This window comes from Pantoea sp. App145, assembly GCF_047947045.1.
GTDB lineage: Bacteria > Pseudomonadota > Gammaproteobacteria > Enterobacterales > Enterobacteriaceae > Pantoea.
In genome coordinates, this window is the sequence record NZ_CP133290.1 from 3,361,650 (window position 1) to 3,376,156 (window position 14,507).

The 14,507-nt window shown below is 55.6% G+C and carries 12 protein-coding genes; 3 read left to right on the forward strand and 9 right to left on the reverse strand.

Annotation, left to right across the window (positions count from 1 at the left end; all coding sequences use genetic code 11):
- Positions 1-210: 210 nt before the first annotated feature.
- Together RCF31_RS15510 and RCF31_RS15515 are read right to left on the reverse strand one after the other, a co-directional pair.
- Complete coding sequence (locus RCF31_RS15510; RefSeq protein ID WP_299458916.1) at positions 211-1,182, reverse strand: TerC family protein; 972 nt, start codon at positions 1,180-1,182, stop codon at positions 211-213.
- 294 nt (positions 1,183-1,476) lie between these two features.
- Positions 1,477-2,457 (reverse strand): Gfo/Idh/MocA family protein, encoded by a 981-nt coding sequence (locus tag RCF31_RS15515; RefSeq protein WP_299460452.1) that lies wholly within the window; start codon positions 2,455-2,457, stop codon positions 1,477-1,479.
- A 151-nt stretch (positions 2,458-2,608) separates the two neighbouring features.
- Between RCF31_RS15515 and RCF31_RS15520 the strand changes: the two genes are divergently transcribed.
- Positions 2,609-4,297 (forward strand): chloride channel protein, encoded by a 1,689-nt coding sequence (locus RCF31_RS15520; RefSeq protein WP_416411547.1) that lies wholly within the window; start codon positions 2,609-2,611, stop codon positions 4,295-4,297.
- Positions 4,298-4,339: 42 nt separating this feature from the next.
- Here RCF31_RS15520 and RCF31_RS15525 read toward each other — a convergent pair whose 3' ends face one another.
- The 6 genes from RCF31_RS15525 to RCF31_RS15550 form a co-directional block, all read right to left on the reverse strand.
- Positions 4,340-4,720 carry a Rid family hydrolase gene (locus RCF31_RS15525; RefSeq protein ID WP_313683215.1) on the reverse strand — a complete coding sequence of 127 codons (381 nt, stop codon included), beginning with the start codon at positions 4,718-4,720 and terminating at the stop codon, positions 4,340-4,342.
- Positions 4,721-4,756: 36 nt separating this feature from the next.
- A complete protein-coding gene (locus RCF31_RS15530) occupies positions 4,757-6,115 on the reverse strand; it encodes an MFS transporter (RefSeq protein ID WP_416411548.1) in 1,359 nt (452 codons plus the stop codon).
- Between the two features lie 51 nt (positions 6,116-6,166).
- Positions 6,167-6,865: an SDR family NAD(P)-dependent oxidoreductase gene (locus tag RCF31_RS15535; protein ID WP_299458924.1), complete on the reverse strand. Its 699-nt coding sequence runs from the start codon at positions 6,863-6,865 to the stop codon at positions 6,167-6,169.
- Between the two features lie 13 nt (positions 6,866-6,878).
- Positions 6,879-8,168 carry a flavin-containing monooxygenase gene (locus RCF31_RS15540; RefSeq protein ID WP_416411549.1) on the reverse strand — a complete coding sequence of 430 codons (1,290 nt, stop codon included), beginning with the start codon at positions 8,166-8,168 and terminating at the stop codon, positions 6,879-6,881.
- 131 nt (positions 8,169-8,299) lie between these two features.
- Positions 8,300-9,223 carry a LysR family transcriptional regulator gene (locus RCF31_RS15545; RefSeq protein ID WP_416411550.1) on the reverse strand — a complete coding sequence of 308 codons (924 nt, stop codon included), beginning with the start codon at positions 9,221-9,223 and terminating at the stop codon, positions 8,300-8,302.
- 72 nt (positions 9,224-9,295) lie between these two features.
- Complete coding sequence (locus tag RCF31_RS15550) at positions 9,296-9,796, reverse strand: M48 family metallopeptidase (protein WP_299458930.1); 501 nt, start codon at positions 9,794-9,796, stop codon at positions 9,296-9,298.
- An 81-nt stretch (positions 9,797-9,877) separates the two neighbouring features.
- On the opposite strand from RCF31_RS15550, the gene rlmG reads away from it, so the two are divergent.
- Positions 9,878-10,996, forward strand: coding sequence for a 23S rRNA (guanine(1835)-N(2))-methyltransferase RlmG (rlmG, locus tag RCF31_RS15555; protein ID WP_299458932.1), 1,119 nt, complete (start codon positions 9,878-9,880; stop codon positions 10,994-10,996).
- On the opposite strand, the gene RCF31_RS15560 is transcribed toward rlmG, so the two are convergent.
- A complete protein-coding gene (locus RCF31_RS15560; protein ID WP_416411551.1) occupies positions 10,997-13,000 on the reverse strand; it encodes an FAD-dependent oxidoreductase in 2,004 nt (667 codons plus the stop codon).
- Positions 13,001-13,467: 467 nt separating this feature from the next.
- Between RCF31_RS15560 and idnD the strand changes: the two genes are divergently transcribed.
- Positions 13,468-14,499, forward strand: coding sequence for an L-idonate 5-dehydrogenase (gene idnD, locus RCF31_RS15565; RefSeq protein WP_299458936.1), 1,032 nt, complete (start codon positions 13,468-13,470; stop codon positions 14,497-14,499).
- The last annotated feature ends 8 nt before the right edge of the window (positions 14,500-14,507 follow it).

Consider the following 14,507-nt stretch of genomic DNA (forward strand, 5'->3'; position numbering starts at 1 on the left):
GTAATAAGTTTGCTGCGCGGAATCACCGCACGGCGATAGTGTAGCTGGCGGAGTATAAGGAAAACATTCGGTGAAGAAAGAGATAATTCTGTGGTTTGTGGTGAGTGTGGGTTTTTGATCTGCTGATGATATCGATGGTTGCAGAATATTGGCAGGATGGAGTCTTGTGTAGCAAAATAAAGCAGGGGCGATTAACGCCCCTGTAGCAGATTATGATGAGATCTTCTTCTGGTCGTTTCTGCGGTTAACCCAGGCATTAATCAGCAGTGTCCCCCCCAGAATCACCCCAACCACCGTCAGCGAGATGGCTACCGGGATATGGTAGAACTCAACAATCAGCATCTTGATACCGATAAACACCAGCACAATGGCCAGGCCGTATTTCAGCATCGAGAAGCGTTCCGCCACGTTGGCTAGCAGGAAGTACATGGCACGCAGGCCGAGGATAGCGAACAGGTTTGAGGTCAGAACGATAAAGGGATCAGTGGTGACGGCAAAGATAGCCGGGATACTGTCAACGGCGAAGATGACGTCGCTCAGTTCCACCATGATCAACACCAGCAGCAGCGGGGTGGCGAACAGCACGCCGTTTTTGCGGGTGAAGAATTTCTCGCCTTCCAGGCTCTCGGTCATGCGCAGGTGTTTACGCAGCCAGCGCACCAGCGGCTTATCGCCCACCGCGTTGTCATCGTCCTCTTTCGCCAGCGCCATCTTCAGGCCGGTAAACAGCAGGAAGGCACCGAAGATATACAGAATCCAGCTGAATTGTGTGACCAGCCAGCTGCCACCGAAAATCATGATGGTTCGTAGCACGATCGCGCCCAATACACCGTAGATCAGTACACGGCGTTGTAGCTGGGCCGGAATGGCAAAGTAGCTAAACAGCATCAGCCAGACGAAGACGTTATCCACCGCCAATGCTTTTTCCAGGATGTAGCCGGTAAGGAAGGCAAGGGTCTGCGCCGTTGCCACTTCGCGCCCGGCACTGCCGTCGAGATACCACCAGAACGCGGCGCTGAACAGCAAGGAGACTGAGACCCAAATCAGCGACCAGATTGCCGCCTGTTTGAATGACATGGTTTGTGCACCGCGACGTCCCTGGAGCAAGAGATCAATCGCCAGCATGATCAACACTACAACGGCAAAACTGCCCCACAGCAATGGCGTGCCTACAGTTTGCATAAACGTATCCTGTCCTGAAAATAAAAAAGGCCGAAGTCAGAAGACGTCAGCCGCTTTTTTGTTATAAGCAAACCTCGCCTTCCGGCAAGGTCTCACTTACAACTCAGAATGGATTCCGGGTTGCCTGATGACCGGATGCTTAATGCATCGTAATGACGATCAATCAGCTTATAAGTTACTCCCCTTTGCGTTGGCTAACATACTTGCCACAGCGCCGGGAAGCAATGGGGTGTAGGAAATATTTTGAAATATTTACCTGGGCGGAGATTCCGTTCGGACGGATAAAACGTGCCGCTACGGATTATCTGCCGGGAAAATGACACCCGTCTGGCGACGAATTTCTGTCAGCAATGCAGCGGTGATACGCGACGTTTGCAGACCGGGATGCTCCACCTGACCCCCATTCACCAACCGGGAAAAGGTTTCGGCTTCATACAGCATAGTGTTGATGTGCTGCATCTGCGTCAGATTCTGGCTCTCACCGCCGCGTGGGATAAAGCGCAACTGCTGGCACTCGGAGATTTTCTCAATCACCAGTGAGCCAGCCTCGCCCTGAATTTCGCTCGGTATCAGTGAATCACTCACCTTAGAATGCAGAATCGTTACATCGAAATCGCCATAGCCCAGCACCGCCACGCCATGTGCATCCACGCCACTTTCCAGCAGTGAAGCCTGAGCGGTCACCTGCTGGGGTTCGCCCCATAAGGTGACCGCAGCCGCAAGGCAGTAATATCCGATATCCATAATGGAACCGTTGGACCATTGCGGGTTAAAGGTATTGGGGTTTCCCCCTGCCAGATAACGCTGATAGCGGGAGGAATACTGGCAGTAATTCAGCAGCGCCTTGCGCATTTTGCCAATCTGCGGCAGGGATTTTTGCAGCTGCAAAAAGGTCGGCAGGCTGGCGGTTTTGAAGGCTTCGAACAGCACCACCTGGTTTTCACGCGCGCAGGCGATCATTGCTTCCGCTTCACGCAGGTTGGAGGCCAGTGGTTTTTCGCAAATCACATGCTTGCCGTGTGACATAAACAGCAGTGCCTGTTCACAGTGCAGCGCGTTCGGGCTGGCGATATAGACCGCGTCGATGGCGTCGCTGGCGGCCATCGCCTCAAGCGAGGTGAAGATGTGCTTGCAGGGATAATCGTTGGCGAAGGCTTCAGCCTGCTGCTGCTGGCGTGAATAAACGGCGCTCAGTTTCATTTTGCCGCTTTCATGTGCGGCGTCGATAAACTGGCGGGTAATCCAGTTGGTTCCCACAATAGCGAAGCGAATCACGTGCGGTTTCTCCGGCAGGGATAAAACGGCAGAGTAGCATGCTGGCACGGTGACGTAATTAGCAAACACAGGCGAAATTTGATCCTGAGATCCGCATTCCAATATGATGATGCAGCTATGATTTTTATCCCGAACAGAAGAGGACGCGCGGGTGAGTGGAAGTAAACATGCACTGAACTGGACCACATTGCTGATTGCCATCCCGGTCGGTTGCGCGGCCTCACTGGTGACGCTCGCTTTTCGCGGGGTTATCGATCTGATTAACCGTCTGTTATTTCACAGTGATAGTGAAATCACCGTGGCGATGCATGTCTGGCCGTGGATTTTCTGGCCGCTGCTGGTGGGCGCTGGTGGCTTGCTGGCGGGGTGGTTTTTGCGTTATGCCGTCAGCATTGAGCAGCAGGAAACGGTGAAAACAGATTACCTTGAAGTGATCAACGCCCGGCTGGATGCGGTGCCGACCAAAACTTCACTGTTTCGCGCCCTGTCATCGATTGCCAGTATCGGCAGTGGCGCATCGATAGGTAAAGAAGGGCCGATGGTGCAGCTTTCGGCGCTGTGTGGCAGCTTAATTGGCCGCTGGTTGCCGAAATCACTCGGTCTGCGTAATAGCGATATTGTGGCGATGGCAGCCGCCGCCGGGTTGTCGTCGGTGTATCACGCGCCGCTGGCTTCGGCGATCTTTGTCGCAGAAATTGCCTTTGGCATTTCCGCGTTGCAGCGGCTGATTCCGCTGGTTATCGCTTCTGCGGTGGCGGTGATGACCATGTGGTCACTGGGCTTCCGCAACGCGCTCTATCCCTTGTCTGACGTCAGTTTCCAGCTGAATATGACCAGCCTGTTGATGACGGTGCTGATTGGGCTGGCCTCCGGGCTGGCGGGTTGGTTGCTGATCAAACTGATTGCACGCAGCAAAGCGCTATTTGGGCGCGTCCGTTCGCTGCCGTTGCGTCTCGGTGCCGGTGGTCTGGCCGTGGGCTTTCTGGCGCTGATCTCCACCGATATTCTGGGTAACGGCTATGAAGTGATCATTAAAATCATCGAGGGTCATTATCTGCTGGGGGGCCTGCTGGGTTTGTTAATCCTGAAAACCCTGGCGACCACGCTTTCGGTCGGATCAAACGCGGTTGGCGGATTGTTCACCCCTTCCTTATTAATGGGTGCATTGCTGGGGGCATTGCTTGCCACCTTCGGTGCCACGTTGCATTTACCGGTGGGCGATACGCTGCTGTATGCCGCCATCGGTATGGCGGCGGTGCTGGCGGCGGTCAGCCAGGCCCCGCTGATGGCGATGCTGATGGTGCTGGAAATGACGCTTAACAGCAGCCTGTTGTTCCCGCTGATGATTGCGTCGGTGCTGGCGTCAATGCTGGTTTATCGTCTGCAATCCGCCAGCACCTATCCGGTGGTGAGTGGGCATCTCAGCCGTTCTGAAGCCAAATATGATTTTGACAACATGCGCGTTGACCAACTGATCATCCCCGGCGCAGCGCTGCAACCGGATGAATCGGTTGGCCAGGCGCTGGCGGTGAGTTCGCTCAAGCGCGAGCGTTATGTCTATGTCATCAACGCCAGTGGCCAGTTTCTCGGGGTGGTGTCGATTCACGATATTGCGCGCAAGGTGCTGTCCGAGGAAATCACCTTGCAGTCACCCGTGAGTATGGTGATGGATAGCAATTTCCCGTGTATTTATCAGAACCAAAGCATGCGTGAAGGCTGGGAGGCGTTTGCCCGGGTGACGCTGGAACGTCTGCCGGTGCTGAACAATCCGCAGGAGCGCCATTTCCTTGGCGCGCTGACGAAAACCAGTTTGATCCAGAAGGCGCAGGAGTTTTTGTAATCCTGTCCATGGCAGCGCCCAGCATGGGGCGCTGCTGCCGGTTTAACGAATGGCGTAAGTTTCGATTTCTACCCGCTGCCAGGTCCTGAGCATCGAATCCACCTGCACAATGGTGCTGGCCGGACGGATGGTGCCAAAGGTCTCAAGATGCGCCTTTGCGACCTTTTCCGCATCGTTGATGTCACGCACATATACCACGGTGCGCACCACATCCTCCATCTCCATATCTGCCTGCTGTACCACGCGGGCGATGGTGTCCAGGATCGATTTTGTCTGCTCGTAAGCATCCGCCTTTTCAAAATCCGGCGTGGCGCAGGTGCCCGAAATATGTAGCTGATTGTCAGCTTTGACGGCACGTGAGTAACCAAAAACGGACTCATAGGCACCGCCGGAAGAGATTTTTACTTTAGTGGTCAGGCTCATTTTATGCTCCATAGATACACAGGTGATAAAGAGGGATTAGGATGGCAGCGCCTGACCGGTGCGGTCCTGCATTTTCCACAGCGCCAGCAAACCGAGGATCGCGCCACCCATCAGGTAATACGCTGGGATCAGCGTGATGCCGGTTTTTTCAATCAGCCAGGTATTCACCAGTGGCGCGGTGCCGCCAAGCACGGAAACGGACAGGTTGTAGCTAATGGCAAAGCAGCTGTAGCGTACGGTGGTACCGAATAGCGAGGTTAGGGTGGCGGGGATGGTGCCTTCAAAAAACAGCATGCCGAGAATCAACACCGCCATACCCATGACAATTGCGCTCAAGCCGTGGCTTTGAATCGCCCAGAAAACGGGAACCGCAGAGAGGATGATGAGTACACAGCCGGTGATGAGCATGCGCTTTCTGCCAACCCGGTCCCCCAGCATGCCGAACAGCGGGATAAACAGGAGTAGCGCCAGGGTGGCAATCAGCGACAACCGGGCGCTGAACTCAGCGGATTTCCCCATAAAACTCACCAGGTAGCTGGGGATATAACCCAGCACGATGTAGTAATTGATATTGAAGGTGGCGACTAAACCGGCGCAGCGCAGCAACTGCGGCCACTCTTTGAGGAATAATGTCCAGCGTGCCGGGGCATGGGCTTCTGCTCTGGCTTTACCTGCCTGCATTGCACGGAATACCGGGGTTTCATCGACGCGTAAGCGGATAAACAACGCCACAATGCCCAGCAACCCGGCAATGACAAAAGGCACCCGCCAGCCCCAGACGACCATGGTGGCGTCACCCAGCGCATTGCTGATCACATTGACGATAATACCGCCCACGAGAAAGCCGGAAATGTTGCCAAACTCCAGCCAACTGGTGAAAAAAGTACGGCGTTTATCCGGGCTATGCTCAGCGATAAAAATGCAGGATCCGCCATATTCACCGCCGGTTGAGAGGCCCTGCAACATGCGCATCAGTACCAGCAGAATCGGCGCAGCAATGCCGATACTGTGGTAGCCGGGGATCAGCGCGATGCAAAGCGTGGCGACCGACATCAGGCTGATGCTGGCAACCAGTGCGGTACGGCGGCCATATTTATCGCCAATCGGGCCAAACAGAAAACCCCCTAATGGACGAATAACAAACCCGGCGGCAAACGCGGCATAAATAGCGATCAATTCGTTGTAGCTATTGGTGGTGGGGAAGAACACTTTTGCCATTGTCATCGCCATGGAGGAGTAGATGGCGAAATCGAACCATTCCACCATATTCCCCAGCGTGACGCCGGTAACTGCACGGGTTAAATTGCCGTCCCGTGCCATCTGACGTGATGTTGGTCGCTCCTTTACATAGCGAACTGCTCCCTGAAGTGCTGGATTTATTGTTTGTTGTTTCATTGTCTTACCCTGTCTGTTGGAAGTGGAGTACGACGCCTGTGAATAAACTGCTTAACGCATATAACTGCCCCCGGAGATGACCAGGGTTTCGCCGGTGATATACCCCGGTTGTGAACTGAAGGCCCACACCCAGTCGGCGATCTCTCCGACACTGGCCGCACGCTGCATCGGCACGGCTTTCACACCTTCAAGGATCCGTCCGCTTTTCAGCGTGCCTTCGGTCTCGACCCAGCCGGGGGCGATGGCGTTTACCACGATCTTTTTCCCGACCAACTCAATCGCCAGCGATTTCACCAGCGACACCACGGCGGCTTTTGAAGCGCTATACAGCAACTGGCCGGGGGAGACGGCAAAGGCATCGACCGAAGCGAACATCAGCAACGCGCCGCCCTGGGCGCTGATAAATTCGCTGGCGACTTTGGCGGTATTGACGCTGCCCAGCACGTTGACGTCGAAAATCTGGCGATAGAGCGCATCGTTGCTGCTCTCCAGCGTGGAGACCGGGAAAATCCCCGCCGCGTTGATCAGCGCACTGACGCGACGGCCCTGTAACGCTCCGGCTACCGCTTCACGTAACGCGCTGTAGCAGGTGATATCGGCGACCACCGGCGTGATACCGGGCTGTGTCGGCATTTCGCTGCGGTCGATGGCGACCACCGCCCAGCCTTCGCGCTGAAACTTCGCCATCACGGCTTTGCCCATACCGGAGGCAGCACCGGTGACCAGGGCGACAGGTTGTTGTGTGTTCATGGTATTTCTCCAGTCAGGCGGTGAGGGGAGCGTTGCGCAGCAGGCTGCTATGCATGGTTTCCAGCAGGTCCAGCGTGCGCCAGGTTTCGTCGAGGTTGGCTTGCCACAGGCGGCGTACAATATCGATACGTGCCTCATGCGGCTGTTGTGCCGCCAGCAGGCTGGCGATATTGGGCACGCCTTGCTCGCGCAGCTGAATCATGCGGGCGATGAGACGCGTTTGCTGGCAGTAGGTCGGCCACTGCGGGCCACGCGGCGCGGAAAGACCGACAAAATAAAGGTTCTCAAGCGTGGTTGGCAGGGTCATGGCGGCGGTGCGCAGCGGCACACCATCCTCCCAGTCGAGCAGGGTTTCATCGAGGAACGGTAAACGAGTATGAAAACCGGTAGCCCAGAGAATGCTATCGTACTCGGCGGCACTGCCATCGCTGAAATGCACCGTTTTGCCGTCGATATGTTCAATAGCCGGACGCACGCCGATACGGCCATGCTGGATCCAGTACATCAGCAGGGTGTTGACCACCGGTGGTTGTTTTTCCAAATCCCAGCTTTCCGGCTGCGGCATTCCGGGATAATTTTCCCAGTTTCCGACAGAAATCATCGTCATTACCTGAGTAAAGGCGTTTTGTAATTCTGGCGGCAGTTGGTTAAGGAAAGGGATCTCGGCACGTGGCACGCCGAGCAGCGCTTTTGGCTGGAACACCTGACCCCGGCGAATCACGATATCGGTCGCCAGGCGATGCTGTGCGGCGTCAACCGCCAGGTCGCAGCCGGAGTTACCGCAGCCCACCACCAGCACCTTACCCTGAAGTTGATCGGTGTTGCGATACTGGCCGGAATGCAGTGAGATGCCGCTGAAGTGGTTCGCTTCCGCAGGAAAAGCGCAGTCCCACAGATGCCCATTGGCGACCAGCACGCCCTGGTAGTGACGTGTCTGCCCATTTACGGTAACCTGCCAGCCCTCGCCGCCCGCAGTGCCCAGCGGCACAATGCGTTCAACTGTGCTGTTAAAATGAATTTTCTCTCTCAGGCCAAAGTGCCCGGCGTAGCTGTCGATGTACTGCCGTACCTGATCGCGGCTGGGGTAGACCGGCCATGTCTCTGGCATTGGGAAGCCATCAAAACCGGAACTTTTCTTCGGGGTAATCAGATGCAGGGCATCATAGTCATGGTGCCAGTGGCCGCCGACCTGGCTGCTTTTTTCGAAGCCATCGGCATGGATGCCCAGTTCTTGCAAAGTGCGTAACGCTGCCAGGCCAGCAGCTCCTGCACCAATCACACAATAGCGCGCCTGTGATGTCATACGTCTCTCCTGCAAAGTTATTGCAACATTGGGGTAACGTGATTGACATAGTTTTAAATGGCTATTTGCGCGGGATGAATAGGGTTATGATTTTGGTTCATATAGGTTTGCCCTATACCCACCGTTTTCCATCAGCATTCGATATGGCTGTAAGCCATCTGCACCTCCTGCAAATAACGTCGCATTAGCTGCATCATTTCGCGAGTGGCGGATGAGATAGCAGTATCCGCACGGTGGATAAAGGCGAAAACTTCAAAAGCCGGAGGTTCGATCGGCACCCACTTGAGTTTGTCACCATAACCAAGATGGTGGAGGATCGGACGGGTAGCGATAAGATCTCCCAATCCCCGCGCTGCCAGTTCCAGTGCGGTTTCCTGGTGTTCTACTTCAATAATTGGCTCCAGCCGGGCGCCAATCTCCTGCGCCCGTTGGTTAAGCAGACGGCGAATCGGATCGCTGTTATGCCAGGTCGCTTCACTCAGTATGAGAGGGGCGTTTAGCAACGCCTGCATATCTTTACTGCCTGCCAGTCGTGCATCGCTGGCTGAGATATAACCAATTTGCGTTGACCACACGGGTTCACTGATCACCAGATTTTTGTTGTTTACTGGCAGCATCACCAGACCCGCTTCAATTTCGCCATCAATCACTGAACGAGCCACTTCTGAGGAATTGGTGCCGATCAACCGCATCCGTACCCCCGGATAGCGTGCGCGGAACTCACAAATCAGGTCGGCGAGAAAATATTGATAGGCGGAGCTAAAAGTGCCGAACGAGGCGAGACCATCCTTAAGCTGGCGCACCGATTGCACCGCTTCATAACCGCGTTGTGCCGCTTGAGTGGTCGCGCGAGCATGTGGTTCGAGCCGCGATCCGGCTTCAGTCAGAATCAGACGACGATTGGTACGAATAAACAGATGGGTGCCCATCTCGCTTTCCAGTCGTAAAATCTGGTCTGACAGTGACGGTTGAGAGATATGTAGCGCCTCAGCCGCTTTCGAGATGGTGCCAAAATCAATGGCGGCAAGAAAATAGTTCAGCTGCTGGAGTGTCATAGCACCAACCCATTAAGTGAGGGAAATCAGACGCCTCTGAGCATATGTGCTACGACGGGAAAAGCAAAGGTATCAGGCGGCGTTACCACGCAGTGCCTGCTCGGTCATCCACAGCCGGGCATCGAACTCCAGCTGATGATAATCCGGCTCCATATGACAGCAGAGTTGATAGAAGGCTTTGCTGTGATCCTTCTCTTTCAGATGCGCCAGTTCGTGCACCACGATCATGCGCAGAAAAGCTTCCGGCGCGAGACGGAAAAAGGTGGAGATGCGGATTTCGGCTTTGGATTTCAGGTTGCCACCCTGCACACGGGAGATGGCGGTGTGCAGGCCAAGGGCGTGTTTCATCACCTTGATTTTATTATCCCAAATCACTTTGCTCACCGGTGGCGCGCTACGCATATAGCGATTTTTCAGTCCCTGGGTGTAATCGTACAGCGCTTTATCGCTCACCAGATCGTGCATATCGGGATAGCGCTGTTGTAAAAAAGCGCCGAGACGTTGCTGCTCAATCAGCGTCTGTACCTGGCTGAGGATATGTTCAGGGTAGCCCTGCAGATAGATTAATGACATTGGGATTCCCGGCGAAAGACAGTATACTGCGCCCCCTTTTTAGGGCGAAAATCGCGCAAAGTGTACCACGCCGGAGATTCCATGAGCCAACTTGAACTGACCGATCGCACCCTGACGCTGCACCGCTTTCCGCCGATGCGCGAAGAAAGCCCTTTGCAGGCGTGGGATGCGGCAGATGAATATCTGTTGCAGCAGGCGCTGCCGGACGGTCCGGTACTGTTATTTAATGACAGCTTCGGTGCGCTGACCTGCGGACTGCATAATCGTCAGGTCTGGCATGTCAGCGATTCATGGCTCAGTCAGCAAGCGGCACGGCAAAACCTGCGCCTCAATGATATGGATGAAGATCAGGTGCAGTTTCTCGACAGCCTGGCGGCGCTGCCTGCCGCCCCGGCGGTGGTGATGATCAAAATCCCTAAAACCCTGGCATTGCTGGAGCATCAGCTGCGTGCGCTGCGTGATGTGGTGACGCCTGAGACGCTGATTCTGGCCGGGGCGAAAGCCAAAGATATCCATAGCTCCACCCTGCAACTGTTTGAGCGCATTCTTGGCGAAAGCAAAACGTCACTGGCATGGAAAAAGGCGCGTCTGGTCTATAGCCATTACACCGCGCCAAAGCTGGCTGCGCAGTCACCGACCACCGTCTGGCCGCTGGATGACACTGACTATCAGATCCATAACCACGCCAACGTGTTTTCCCGTAGCTCGCTGGATATTGGCGCACGCTTTTTTATGCAGCATCTGCCACATGATGTGGAGGGGGAGATTCTCGACCTCGGCTGCGGTAATGGGGTTATTGGCCTGATGGCGCTGGAGCAAAACCCACAGGCTGAAGTGTTGTTCTTTGATGAGTCTTACATGGCAGTGGCGTCGAGCCGTCTTAACGTCGAAGTGAACCGCCCGCAGGATTTAGCGCGCTGCCAGTTCCGCGTGAACAACGCGCTGAGCGGATTCCCCTCCGATCGTCTGCACGCGGTGTTGTGTAATCCGCCGTTCCACCAGCAGCATGCCGTAACCGATCATCTGGCCTGGCAAATGCTGCGTGATGCCAAGCGTTGTCTGCAATATGGCGGCGAGTTGCGCATCGTGGGCAACCGCCACCTCGATTATCATCACAAGATGAAAAAGCTGTTCGGCAACTGCACGCTGGTGGCGTCAACCGCCAAGTTTGTGGTGTTGCGTTCCGTCAAACTGCGTTGATTACAGGCTGAGCGCCAGCTCAGTCGCTTGTGCAATGGCGCGGCGGGCATCCAGCTCCTGCGCCACGTCCGCACCGCCAATCAGCCGGACCGGTTTACCGCGCGCCCTGAGTTGATCGGCCAGTTCGCGCAGAGGTTCCTGACCGGCGCAGATCACCACGTTATCCACTACCAGTGTGATGTCCTCACCCAGATGGCGCAGGTGCAGCCCTTCATCATCAATCTTCAGGTACTCCACATCCCCCCACATTTTCACGCCGTGCGCTTGCAGGCTGGCACGATGGATCCAGCCGGTGGTTTTTGCCAGCCCGGCACCGGGTTTGCCGGATTTGCGTTGCAACAGCCAGATCTGGCGATCGGCAGGCACTGGCGCAGCAGGTATTAAGCCTCCCCGCGCCTGCAACGCATGATCAATGCCCCAGCTTTGATAGAAATCTTCCTGATGTGTGGCCTGATGCAGCAGAAATTCTGCGGTATCGAAACCAATGCCACCCGCGCCAATAATCGCCACGCGTTGCCCCACCGGCTTTTTGTCGCGCAGCACGTCGAGATAGCTTAAAACGCTGGGATGATCGATGCCGGGTAGCGTGAGCTGGCGTGGGGCAATGCCGGTGGCGACGATCACTTCATCGGCGTCATCCAGTTGCTCAGCCGTGACGCGGCATTGGGTATGGAGGGCCACACCAGCGGCCTCAAGCTGATGGCGGAAGTAGCGCAGCGTTTCGCTGAATTCCTCTTTGCCGGGAATTTGCCGGGCAATGTTGAATTGCCCGCCGATCTGCGCCCCGGCTTCATACAGCGTGACCTGATGGCCGCGCTGCGCCGCCTGTAACGCAAACGCCATCCCCGCCGGGCCTGCGCCAACCACCGACAGCCGTTTTGGTGTTGCGGCAGCGGTCACGGGCATCAGCGTTTCATGGCAGGCGCGGGGATTGACCAGGCAGGACGTCACCTTGCCGACAAAAATCTGATCGAGACAAGCCTGATTACAGGCGATACAGGTGTTAATGGCATCGGCATTACCGGCCTGGGCTTTGCTGACAAATGCGGCATCAGCGAGGAAAGGGCGCGCCATCGACACCATATCGGCGATGCCGTCACGCACTATTTCGTCGGCCACCGCCGGGTGATTGATGCGGTTGGTGGCAATCACCGGTACGGAAACATGGTCGCGCAGGTGCTTCGTTACCCAGGCAAATCCGGCGCGTGGCACGCAGGTGGCGATGGTGGGAATTCGTGCTTCATGCCAGCCGATGCCGCTGTTAAACAAGGTGACGCCGCACTGCTCCAGCCCTGACGCCAGTTGTAGCGTTTCGGCCAGCGTGCTGCCGTTATGCACCAAATCCAGCATGGAAATACGGAAGATAATGATGAAGTCGTTGCCCACCGCAGCGCGTACCGCCCGCGTGACCGCCAGCGCAAAACGCTGACGTCGCGCGATATCGCCGCCCCAGTCATCCTCGCGCTGGTTAGTATGCGCCACCAGAAATTGGTTAATCAGATAACCTTCCGAACCCATAATCTCCACGCCATCATAGCCCGCCTGCTGCGCCAGCCGGGCGCAATGGGCGAAGTCGGCAATGGTTTGTAGGATATCCGCTTCGCTCAGCGCCTGTGGCATAAAGGGATTGATCGGTGCCTGTAACGGCGAAGGGGCCACCAGATTGCGTTGATAGCTGTAGCGTCCCGCGTGCAGAATCTGCAGGGCAATTTTCCCCCCGGCAGCATGCACCGCATCGGTGATGCTACGGTGCCAGCCGCACTGACTTTCCTGATGAAGAATCGCGCCGCCCTGTGCCACCACACCCTGTGGATTGGGGGCGATGCCACCGGTGACAATCAGCGCCACGCCTTCACGCGCCCGTTCTGCATAAAAGGCGGCCAGCCGTTCAGCGCCATCGCGATGTTCTTCCAGACCGGTGTGCATGGAACCCATCAGAAAACGATTTTTAAGTTGGGTAAAACCCAGATCCAGTGGGGCGAACAGCGCAGGGTACTCAGTCATAATCACTCACTAATGAAGTGGTCGGATGAGTTAACTTTAATGGGTATTTATCAGGAAGGAAGTGGGACGTATTCAGCCTGTGAGTCACATCAAAAAAAGCAGGGTGGTAAGTACGGGCGCAAGAATCGGATATCTTTTACCCAGGCACGGGAAAGAACTTACTCACCCTGAAATGGCATTAGGTCATGGCTAACGACTTAGCTCTTTAGTTATTAATTACTGAGACTCAATCCAGCTATCCCCATTGAGGATGGGCGTATCTTCACAGATTCGGGATGAGAGGTAACCAGGACCGGTCTGGCGATAACCTGGATATTTCTCTCACTGAATTCCGGGTAGGACGATCGTGTATCACGTTATGCGTAACAGCTTTTTCGTAACATGTTTTTGAGTGATCTTCGTCACAGTTTTAACCCCGTTAACCCGGTTTTATGGCCCCCATTGCAACACCACTGAATGGGGAAGTTATGAATATCGAAACGCAATCCTGCGTGATCACCGGAAAACAACAAGTCAGCGTGGCACAGCAGCAGGTGGAGTGGAACGGCAAAGGGACGCTGGTGCGCATTACGCGCGGCGGCATTTGCGGTTCGGATCTGCATTATTATCAGGAAGGCAAAGTCGGCAGCTTTGAAGTCAAAATGCCGATGATTCTCGGCCATGAAGTGATTGGCTATGTGGTTGAAAGCGACGACCCGCGACTGAAGCCCGATCAGAAAGTGGCGGTTAACCCTTCTAAGCCCTGCGGCGAGTGCAAATATTGCCAGCGCGAGCAGGAGAACCAATGCGTCTCCATGCGTTTCTTCGGCAGCGCCATGTATGTACCGCACGTTGACGGCGGTTTCACCCAGTACAAAGTGGTGGATAGCGCGCAGTGCGTCCCCTTTCCCCAGGATGCTGATGAAAGTGTGATGGTATTTGCCGAGCCGCTGGCGGTGTGCATTCACGCCACCCATCAGGCCGGCGATCTCACCGGCAAGCATGTATTTATCTCCGGGGTTGGCCCGATCGGTTGCCTGATTGCCGCCGCGGCTAAAGCACGCGGTGCGGCGTCGGTGGTGTGCAGCGATATCAGCGAGCGTTCGCTGGCAATGGCGCAGCAGATGGGGGCAACTGACGTGATTCATGCCGCCACTGGCGACTTCACACCGTATCTGGCTGATAAGGGCTATTTTGACGTGGCGTTTGAAGCTTCCGGGCATCCGTCATCGCTGCAACGCTGCCTGGATGTGGTCTGCGCCAAAGGCACGCTGGTGCAGGTGGGCATGGGCGGTGCCATCCCTTCGTTCCCGATTATGCAGTTGATTGCCAAAGAGATTAACCTGGTCGGTTCCTTCCGTTTTACCCACGAATTCAACACTGCCGTCGAGTGGCTGGCTCAGGGCATTGTCAACCCATTGCCGTTGTTCAGCGGTGAGTATGGCTGGCAGGACATTGATGCTGCGCTGCAGTTTGCGGGTGACAAAACCCGTGCCGCAAAAGTCCAGTTAACATTTTAAGGAGATGG

What these genes read in the sequence shown, in the direction of transcription:
- RCF31_RS15535 (WP_299458924.1), bottom strand. Translation starts at nt 6,865, where the DNA reads ATGAACACACAACAACCTGTCGCCCTGGTCACCGGTGCTGCCTCCGGT.
- idnD (WP_299458936.1), top strand. Translation starts at nt 13,468, where the DNA reads ATGAATATCGAAACGCAATCCTGCGTGATCACCGGAAAACAACAAGTC.
- RCF31_RS15530 (WP_416411548.1), bottom strand. Translation starts at nt 6,115, where the DNA reads ATGAAACAACAAACAATAAATCCAGCACTTCAGGGAGCAGTTCGCTAT.
- RCF31_RS15510 (WP_299458916.1), bottom strand. Translation starts at nt 1,182, where the DNA reads ATGCAAACTGTAGGCACGCCATTGCTGTGGGGCAGTTTTGCCGTTGTA.
- RCF31_RS15525 (WP_313683215.1), bottom strand. Translation starts at nt 4,720, where the DNA reads ATGAGCCTGACCACTAAAGTAAAAATCTCTTCCGGCGGTGCCTATGAG.
- RCF31_RS15550 (WP_299458930.1), bottom strand. Translation starts at nt 9,796, where the DNA reads ATGTCATTAATCTATCTGCAGGGCTACCCTGAACATATCCTCAGCCAG.
- rlmG (WP_299458932.1), top strand. Translation starts at nt 9,878, where the DNA reads ATGAGCCAACTTGAACTGACCGATCGCACCCTGACGCTGCACCGCTTT.
- RCF31_RS15540 (WP_416411549.1), bottom strand. Translation starts at nt 8,168, where the DNA reads ATGACATCACAGGCGCGCTATTGTGTGATTGGTGCAGGAGCTGCTGGC.
- RCF31_RS15545 (WP_416411550.1), bottom strand. Translation starts at nt 9,223, where the DNA reads ATGACACTCCAGCAGCTGAACTATTTTCTTGCCGCCATTGATTTTGGC.
- RCF31_RS15560 (WP_416411551.1), bottom strand. Translation starts at nt 13,000, where the DNA reads ATGACTGAGTACCCTGCGCTGTTCGCCCCACTGGATCTGGGTTTTACC.